Annotated in this window: 7 protein-coding genes and 1 riboswitch; of the genes, 3 read left to right on the forward strand and 4 right to left on the reverse strand. The window is 73.0% G+C overall.

Annotation, left to right across the window (positions count from 1 at the left end; all coding sequences use genetic code 11):
- Together ABZ671_RS09220 and ABZ671_RS09225 are read left to right on the forward strand one after the other, a co-directional pair.
- Positions 1–1,716: a CDP-glycerol glycerophosphotransferase family protein gene (locus ABZ671_RS09220; RefSeq protein WP_357853772.1), complete on the forward strand. Its 1,716-nt coding sequence runs from the start codon at positions 1–3 to the stop codon at positions 1,714–1,716.
- A 203-nt stretch (positions 1,717–1,919) separates the two neighbouring features.
- Complete coding sequence (locus ABZ671_RS09225) at positions 1,920–2,864, forward strand: peptidoglycan-binding protein (RefSeq protein WP_357853775.1); 945 nt, start codon at positions 1,920–1,922, stop codon at positions 2,862–2,864.
- Positions 2,865–2,913: 49 nt separating this feature from the next.
- Here ABZ671_RS09225 and ABZ671_RS09230 read toward each other — a convergent pair whose 3' ends face one another.
- The 4 genes from ABZ671_RS09230 to ABZ671_RS09245 all read right to left on the reverse strand — a co-directional run bounded on the left by ABZ671_RS09230 (position 2,914) and on the right by ABZ671_RS09245 (position 6,701).
- On the reverse strand, positions 2,914–3,681 hold the full coding sequence (locus tag ABZ671_RS09230) for an alpha/beta fold hydrolase (protein ID WP_357853778.1): 768 nt from the start codon (positions 3,679–3,681) through the stop codon (positions 2,914–2,916).
- A gap of 99 nt (positions 3,682–3,780) precedes the next feature.
- Positions 3,781–4,662, reverse strand: coding sequence for a C39 family peptidase (locus tag ABZ671_RS09235; RefSeq protein WP_357853781.1), 882 nt, complete (start codon positions 4,660–4,662; stop codon positions 3,781–3,783).
- Positions 4,663–4,867: 205 nt separating this feature from the next.
- Positions 4,868–5,009, reverse strand: a riboswitch (cyclic di-AMP (ydaO/yuaA leader).
- 290 nt (positions 5,010–5,299) lie between these two features.
- On the reverse strand, positions 5,300–6,070 hold the full coding sequence (locus ABZ671_RS09240; protein ID WP_357853784.1) for a hypothetical protein: 771 nt from the start codon (positions 6,068–6,070) through the stop codon (positions 5,300–5,302).
- Positions 6,071–6,224: 154 nt separating this feature from the next.
- Entirely contained in the window at positions 6,225–6,701 is a 477-nt protein-coding gene (locus ABZ671_RS09245) for a hypothetical protein (RefSeq protein ID WP_357853787.1), read from the reverse strand.
- Between the two features lie 206 nt (positions 6,702–6,907).
- On the opposite strand from ABZ671_RS09245, the gene ABZ671_RS09250 reads away from it, so the two are divergent.
- Positions 6,908–7,803, forward strand: an 896-nt coding sequence (locus tag ABZ671_RS09250) for a polysaccharide pyruvyl transferase family protein (protein ID WP_357853790.1), incomplete at its 3' end; no start/stop codon positions are given.

The following is a 7,803-nucleotide window of genomic DNA, read 5'->3' on the forward strand; positions in this document are numbered from 1 at the left end:
ATGCGTGCTGAGCTGGCTCGGAAACTGCTCGCCCGGGTGCTGACCACCGGGCTGGCGGTGCTGGCCTTCCTCGTGGTGGCGCTCACCGGGGCGACCGGCTGGGGGTTGGCGATCGCGGTCGCCGCCCTGGCCGCCGCCGGCTGGGAACGCCGGGTCCGGCCGAGCGCCGACGGCGTCGCCGGGTCGGCGCTCGTCGCCGCCGCGATCCTGGTCGCCTACGCCCGCCGGCTCGACGCTGGCTTCGACCCGGCGATGGCCGCCACCGCGCTGGTGCTGCTCGGCCTGGTGCTGCTGGTGGGGCCGCTGCGCGACGCCGGCGCCCTGGAGATCCGCGCGGCCAACCTTCCGGTCCGTACCTGGACGCCGCTGATCGCCGCCCGGCTCGGCGACGCGCTGCTGGTGCTGCTCGCCCTGGTGGCGGTGGCCGCCGGCCTGACCCTGCCCGCCTGGATGGCGCTGGCCGTGGCCCTGCTGGTCGGGGCGGCCTGCGGCGCGGTCGGGCTGGACCTGGCCCGGCGCCGGTTCCGGCCGGCCACCGGCGGTGGCCCGATAGGCCGGGCGCTGCGCCGGCACCGGCCCGAGTTCGTGCTCTACTTCTCCGCCCCGCCCGGCTCGGAATACCAGGTCACCATGTGGCTGCCGTACCTGGAGCGGATCGGGCGGCCGTTCCTGGTCCTGCTGCGGGAGCCGCGGTTCCTGCCCACCATCGCCGCCGCGACCCGCGCGCCGGTGGTGTTCTGCCCGACGGGCAAGGCCCTGGACGAGGCCCTGGTGCCGAGCCTGCGGGCGGCCTTCTACGTCAACCACGGTGCGAAGAACAACCACTGCGTCCGCTTCTCGCAGCTCACGCACGTGCAGTTGCACCACGGCGACAGCGACAAGGCACCCAGCGCCAACCCGGTCGCGGCGATCTTCGACAAGATCTTCGTGGCCGGCCAGGCCGCGATCGACCGGTACGCCCGGGCCGGCGTGGAGATCCCCGCCGAGAAGTTCGTCGTGGTCGGCCGGCCCCAGGTGGAGGCGATCGAGGTACGCCGGGAGCCGACCCCCGGCCTGACGCGGCCGACCGTGCTCTACACGCCCACCTGGACGGGGCACCACGCCGACGCGAACTACTGCTCACTGCCGGTCGCCGAGACGGTGATCCGTCGGCTGCTGGACCGGGGCGCCACGGTGATCCTGCGGGCCCACCCGTACACGGCGCAGAACCCGGCGTCGGCCCGGCAGCTGGCCCGACTCACCGAAATGCTGTCGGCGGACCGGGCGAGGTCCGGCCGGGCCCACCTGTGGGGGGCGGCGGCCAGCCGGGAGCTGACCCTGACCGAGTGCGTCAACCGGGCCGACGCGCTGATCTCGGACGTCTCCGGGGTCATCTCCGACTGGCTCTACTCCAACAAGCCGTACGCGGTCACCGACATGCACGCCGACGGTGAGCATTTCGTCGCGCGGTTCCCCCTCGCCGGCTCCGGTTACGTGCTGCGTCAGGACATGTCCAACATTGACAATGTGTTGACCGAACTGCTCGACACCGACCCGAAGGCGGCCGCCCGCTGGGCCACCCGCACCCGCTACCTGGGTGACTTCCCCACCGAGTCGTACGCCGAGGCGTTCCTCGACGCCGCCCGCCGCGAACTCGACCCCGGCTGGGCTCCGCTGGGGGCGCGCGCCGCGGACGCGGTCACGCAGAGCGATTCGCCGCTGTCCCCCACCGCCTGATCCACCCACCGCCTGACCGCTCCGTCGCCACCGACCGGAGCGGCCTTGATGTGTCGAAGATCACCATGATATATTCGTCACTGAAAACATTCATGTTCATCTTCATTCTTGCTGCCGGGAAGCCGAGCGACGGGATGCCGCCGGCTCCTACCGGCGATGCGGCGCGCCCACTCGCCGCCACGTCTCTCGCTCAAGGAGCACGCATGCCAACCGTCCTCCGTCGGCTCACCCTCTGGCTCGGCGCGGTCGCGCTCGCCGTATCGACCGCGCTGGCCGGCCCGACGGCAGCCCAGGCCGCGGCGCCGGCCTGGCCCCTGCTGAGCAACGGCTCGACCGGCCCCAACGTCACCAGCGCCCAGTACCTGCTCCGCCACCGCGGCTACAGCATCACGGTCGACGGCCAGTACGGCACCGGCACCACCTCGACCGTGAAGACGTTCCAGTCGGCCAACGGCCTCTCTGCCGACGGCGTCATCGGGGCGCAGACCTGGGGCAAGTTGGTGGTCACCCTGAGCGCCGGGGCCAACAACGACGCGGTCCGCGCGCTGCAGACCTCGCTCAACAAGCACGGCTACGGCCTGGCCGTCGACGGCGCCTGGGGCCCCGCCACCACCTCGGCGGTGCAGTCGTTCCAGTCGCGCAACGGCCTCGCCGTCGACGGCATCGCCGGGCCGACGACCTGGCAGTACCTGATCGGCGGCAGCGGCAGCAGCGGCGGCACCGGAAACTACCGCCTGATCATCGGCAAGTCGGTGCTGCCCCGCAGCGCCTACACCAGTCGGCACCACGACTACCCGGCGATCGACCTGCCCGTGGTGACCGGCACAACCGCGTACGCGATCACCTCCGGAACCATCGGGTACGCCGGCGGCAGCTGCGGCCTCGGCATCGGCATCACCGGCGACGACGGCGCGTACTACCTCTACTGTCACCTGTCGTCGCGCTCGGTCGCGTCCGGCTCGCGGGTCGGTGCCGGTCAGGTGCTCGGCTACACCGGGGCCACCGGCAACGTGACCGGCCCGCACCTGCACCTGGAGGTCCGGGTCAACGGTGCCAACCGCTGCCCGCAGAACATGCTGCTGGCCCTCTACGACGGCACCGCCGTACCCGCCCCGTCCTCCCTGCCCGCCACCGGCTGCTTCTACTGACGGCAACCCGCGGTCGTGATGTCGTCGCCCTGTCCGCGGGGCGACGACATCACGGCCGGTCGGGCGGCGCGTACGGCGCGAGCAGGTCGAGTACGGCGGCAGGATCCTCGACGTGCGCGTTGTGGCCCAGCCCCGGCAGCGTGATCACCGGGACACCCAACTCCTTGAGCTGCGCGTCGCTCACCATCGGGTCCTGCTCGCCCCGGGCCAGCAGCACCGGCACGTCGGTCGCGGCGAGCAGGGCGGGCAGCCCCGGCTTTCCCACCGCGAACGCGGCCGGGTCCATGGCCAGCCGCCAGCGGCCGTCCTCGCGGCGCAGGCCGGCGTCCACCACCGGGTGGTCGGGGGCGAAGAGCCCGGTCAGCCCGGCGACCCGCAGGTAGCGGCGGGCCGCCTCGTCCCGGCTGGCGAACCAGGTCACCGGCCGCTCGGCCAGCTCACGGGCCTTGCCCAGCTCAGCCGGCGTCCAGGCGACCTTGATGCCGAGCCCGATCACCGCGTCGACCGGCAGCCGCCGCGACCGCGCCGCCAACGCCAGTGCCACCACTCCGCCGAGCGAGTGCCCGAGCAGCACCAGCCGATCCCGGGGGCCGAGCCGCTCGGCCACCGGACCGAGCCCCGCCACCACCCGTTCGGCCAGCGCCTCGAAGGAGTACGTCGGCAGCGGCGGCGACCAGCCGTGGCCGGCCAGGTCGGGCGCGAGCCAGCGGCCCGCCCAACCGCGCTCCAGCAGCGGCGCCCAGGGCAGCCACACCTCGCCGGTGGCGCCCAGACCGTGCAGCAGCAGCAGATGGCGGTTGCCCGTCTCGTCGGCCATACGGCGCAGTGTGCCATCGGAGCGGGGCGACGCGCGAGCACCCGCGTACGAAGTCGGGCACCGGCTCGCAGGAGCCGGTGCCCGACGGGGAGGGTGCGATCAGGCCGAATAGCCGCGGGTGGCGGCCCAGTTCGCCAGGTCGATGGTGGTGATCCAGTACGACGGCAGCGACGGGTCGGCCGAGTCGGCGATCAGCGCGGTCCGGCCGTCGTCCTTGTAGCCGACCACGGCGATGTAGTGGCCGCCGGGGAACGAGTGCCAGCCGCCGTTGGTGTCGGTGGCGGAGCCGGCGATGTTGACCACCACGCCCCGGCCGTTGCCGATCGCGTTGACCAGGTCGGCCTGGAGCTGGTCCATCTGGGCCGGCGTCGCGGCCTGGCCGGAGATCGTGTGCGTCCGGTACGGGCTACCCTTGACCATCTGGTTGAGCCCGCGGGTGGTGTCCTCGGCGGAGTTGGTGCCGTACTCGCCGGCGCGCAGCGGGCCGGCCATCGCGTCCTGGGTGGTCTCGATGCCGGTCGCGCTCAGGGCGTTCCGCACGGCGGCCGGGCCGCAGTTCCAGTAGGCGGTCTGCGCCTGGTAGTGATAGTCGAGGATCTTGGTCGACGGCGGCTTCGGCTTCGCCGCAGCGGTCACGTCCGGGTCTGCCTTGGCCGCGCCGGGCGACGCCGACGGAGACGACTTCGCCGACGCCGAGGGCGACGCGCTCGGCGAGTCGGACTGGGCCGGGGCCGGGGCCGGGGCCGCAGCGGCCGCCCGCGCCTCGCCACGGCTGGCCACCTCATTGAGGCGGGGAGCCAGCTCGGTGACGGCGGCGGTGTTCTCCTGGCGGACGGGTGCTTCGTTGGCGCCGGCCACCGCGGCGGTGGCGCCGCCGGCCAGCACGAGAGCCGCGGCGGAGCCGGCGACGATCTGGTACGGACGCTCGGTCGCGAGCCGCCGCAGCTGACGCTTCAGGTGGTGCTTCACGTGTTCCTCCACGAGGGGCCGAGCGGCACACGCCGGCCTGACGCGCGGATGAACTCACGCGCGTTGCGGGGCGGGCTGGCCGCGGGGTGGGAAGGCGCCCGGGTGAGCCGGGCTGCGGGGGCGGTTGCCGAAACTCGGCTCGCCGGTCAGGCGAGCAGGGGCACCGCGACGCCGTGGAGGATCGGGGTGGAACGGGGGGTGGTGCGCACGAGGATGGCACTCCTTCCGTAACCGCCTACCGGGTTAGCTGACGGATTCGGGCGGGAAGTACGCCCTACCGCGGGCCGCAGCTCGCGGATTCACCCCGGTGTTGCCCTGGGTCCCCGGTTCGTGAGATCACGATTGAGCGGGTCGGCACGGCGTCGCCATTTGCGACCGGGAACCGCACCGGACGCGCCGACACTACCGGTGGGCTCGCCCCTCTGCCAAGCACTCCTACCTGCTTAAACATCGGATTCAGCGGCCCTGACCGGAACAGCAGACAACTGACGCCACTCAATGGGACATGCAGTTATCAGGGAACCGTCGGGCCGGAATCGGACATCGAGTGAACGATCGGCCGGGAATTGCGGCAGTTCATCGACCAAGCCGACCCGGATGACCGTTTCCCCGCTCGTGGTGAGCTGGCTCACCGGATTTGAATAACGATTCAGCCCACCCGCGCCGGTCGGAAGCGGGCGGCGCGTACGCCGGACGACACCGCCGCGCGAGCCGGGGCCACCGGCCCGGTGCGGCGTACCGGGACCGGGCCGGGGCGCAGCGCCTCGGCAGCGGCGTACGCCTCGGCGGCCAGGGTGCGGGCCGCCTCGGCGGCCACCTCGGCGTCGCGCCACGCCCGCTGCTCCCGCTCGGCGGCGGCCCGCCAACCGGCCCGCCGGCCGTCGCGTACCGCCCGGGCCAGGACGATCTCCTGCTCGGCCGGGTGCCGGCGCGGGTCCCACCCGTTACGGCCGGCGAGGACGTCGGCGAGTTGCCGGGCGGTCAACTCGCCCCGCCAGTGCGCCGCCATCGCCGCCCGGTGCAGCCACCGCTCCCGGGCCGCGTACTCGGCCGGCGTGCGCGGGGTGCGCGGCTCGGGCAGCACGGCGGCCCCGGCGAGGCGCCGGGCGATCGTCTCGGCCTCGTCGTACGCCCGCCAGGCCCGCTCGGCCGCCGCCTGAGTGGTCAGCCACTGCTCGCGACGCCGGCGGGCGGTCTGTGCGGCCCCGGCGGCGGCAACTGCCACCTCGTCGGCGTATCGGCGCAGGTCGGCGCGGCGGGCCGCCTCCTCGGCGGCCGGATCGGGGCCGGGATCAACCGGGCGTTCCGGTCGGGTGACCAGCATGGTCAACACGCCCAGGGCGAGCACGAGCAGGATCGACCAGATGGCGGCGGCCGTGGGGACACTGGTGAGGAAATGGTAGAGAACGGTCTTGTGCATGGTCGGCACCTCACGGGAAGACGCGGCGGAGAGGTCCGCACGGGCTCGCGGGGCGGGGCGCGACCGGATGCGGGCGCCGCCGGGCCGCCGTCGAGCGGGTGCGGGGTGAGGGTTCGGTCGGTACGGGGAACGCGGTCGGTGACCCGCGGGATCGTCAGCGGGCCGGCGGGGCCCGGGAGCCGACGGCCGCCGGGACCAACCCGGCCAGGACGGGCCCGGCTACCGGGGTGACCACGACCACACGCCGCGCCGCCGAGTCGGGTACGACGACCGGAATGCCCACCGCGTCGGAGCCGGACCCCCACTGTCGACCGCGCGCGTCGGAGCGCATCACGCCGGATGCTGCCGTGCCGGCCGGGCCGGCCACCTCGGCGGCCGAATCGGTCCAGCGGATCAGGACCCGGCGGCCCGGGCCGGCGGAACCGGGCGCGGGGGTACCGAGGTGCGCCGCCCGGAGAGGCGACGTGTCGACGGCGAGGGTGTGGGCAGCCGCGTGAGCCGCCACGGCCGGGCCGATGGGCACCGTCGCGGCGCCGATCGAGCAGGAGACGACCACAGCGAGGCTGGCCAGCATGCGGGCCGTCCAGCGCGCCACCCACCACATGGGGCAGGTGAGCGCGATCGGGAGCACGGGCCCAAATTACCGCCGAAACGACCGGAACGCACCGTCGCCGGGCGTGTCGCCCCGACCGGGACCAGGGCGCGGCCGCCCTTTATCGAGCCTGCCCAATAGCATACAATTCGCATTCCTGCACGGAACGGGGATCGCGCGCTGCCGGACCGGTCCGGTTCCCGCCGGGCGCCGCGACGCCCGGGATGGAAGGTGGACAACTCCGGATGCATCAGCGGATCCTGCTCCGCGCCCGCAAGGGTCCGTTCGACGTCGTCACCCCAGAGGAGACCTTCGAACGGAACTGGATCGGCGACAACAGCGGCAACCTGGTCTTCAGTCACGCCGCGTACAAGCTGCTGGCCACCTCGACGGCGAAGATCACTCCGTCGCGGTGGTTCCGGGCCGACCCGCGCACCGCGGCCGAGATCAACGAGAAGTACGACGTCTTCGTGATCCCGCTGGCCAACGCGTTCCGGCGCAGCTACGCGCACCGACTGGAATCGATGACCCGGCTGATCGAGCGGTTGAAGATCCCGGTGGTGGTGTTCGGGGTCGGGGTGCAGACCAACGTCGACGGCGACCGTGACTACCTACGCCCGATCGACGAGCCGGTCCGCGCCTTCTGCCGGGCGGTGCTCGACCGATCGCACAGCATCGGCGTACGCGGCGAGGTCACCGAGGACTACCTGCGCACCCTGGGCTTCTCCGCGGTCGAGCAGATCGGCTGCCCGTCGATGTTCCTGCACGGCGACAGCCTCCGCATCGACAAGCCGAAGGCGACCCTGAGCACCGAAGACCGGATCGCGCTCACCATCTCGCCGTACGTCTCCTCGATGGCCGACATCGTCACCCACCACCACCAGCGCTACCCCAACCTGCGCTACGTGCCTCAGGACCTGAAGACCCTGGGCACCCTGCTCTACGGCGACGCCGCCGAGCACCGAGGCAAGCAGAGCGACATTCCCGTGCACACCTCGCACCCGCTCTTCGTCGAGGACAAGGTGCGGATGTTCATCGACCCGTCCACCTGGATGGAATACCTCTCCGGCTTCGACTTCGCCTTCGGCACCCGCATCCACGGCACCATCACCGCACTACTCGCCGGCACCCCCGGCTACCT

It is taken from the genome of Micromonospora sp. NPDC006766 (genome assembly GCF_040636055.1).
Lineage (GTDB): Bacteria > Actinomycetota > Actinomycetes > Mycobacteriales > Micromonosporaceae > Micromonospora.

What these genes read in the sequence shown, in the direction of transcription:
- ABZ671_RS09220 (WP_357853772.1), top strand. Translation starts at nt 1, where the DNA reads ATGCGTGCTGAGCTGGCTCGGAAACTGCTCGCCCGGGTGCTGACCACC.
- ABZ671_RS09225 (WP_357853775.1), top strand. Translation starts at nt 1,920, where the DNA reads ATGCCAACCGTCCTCCGTCGGCTCACCCTCTGGCTCGGCGCGGTCGCG.
- ABZ671_RS09240 (WP_357853784.1), bottom strand. Translation starts at nt 6,070, where the DNA reads ATGCACAAGACCGTTCTCTACCATTTCCTCACCAGTGTCCCCACGGCC.
- ABZ671_RS09230 (WP_357853778.1), bottom strand. Translation starts at nt 3,681, where the DNA reads ATGGCCGACGAGACGGGCAACCGCCATCTGCTGCTGCTGCACGGTCTG.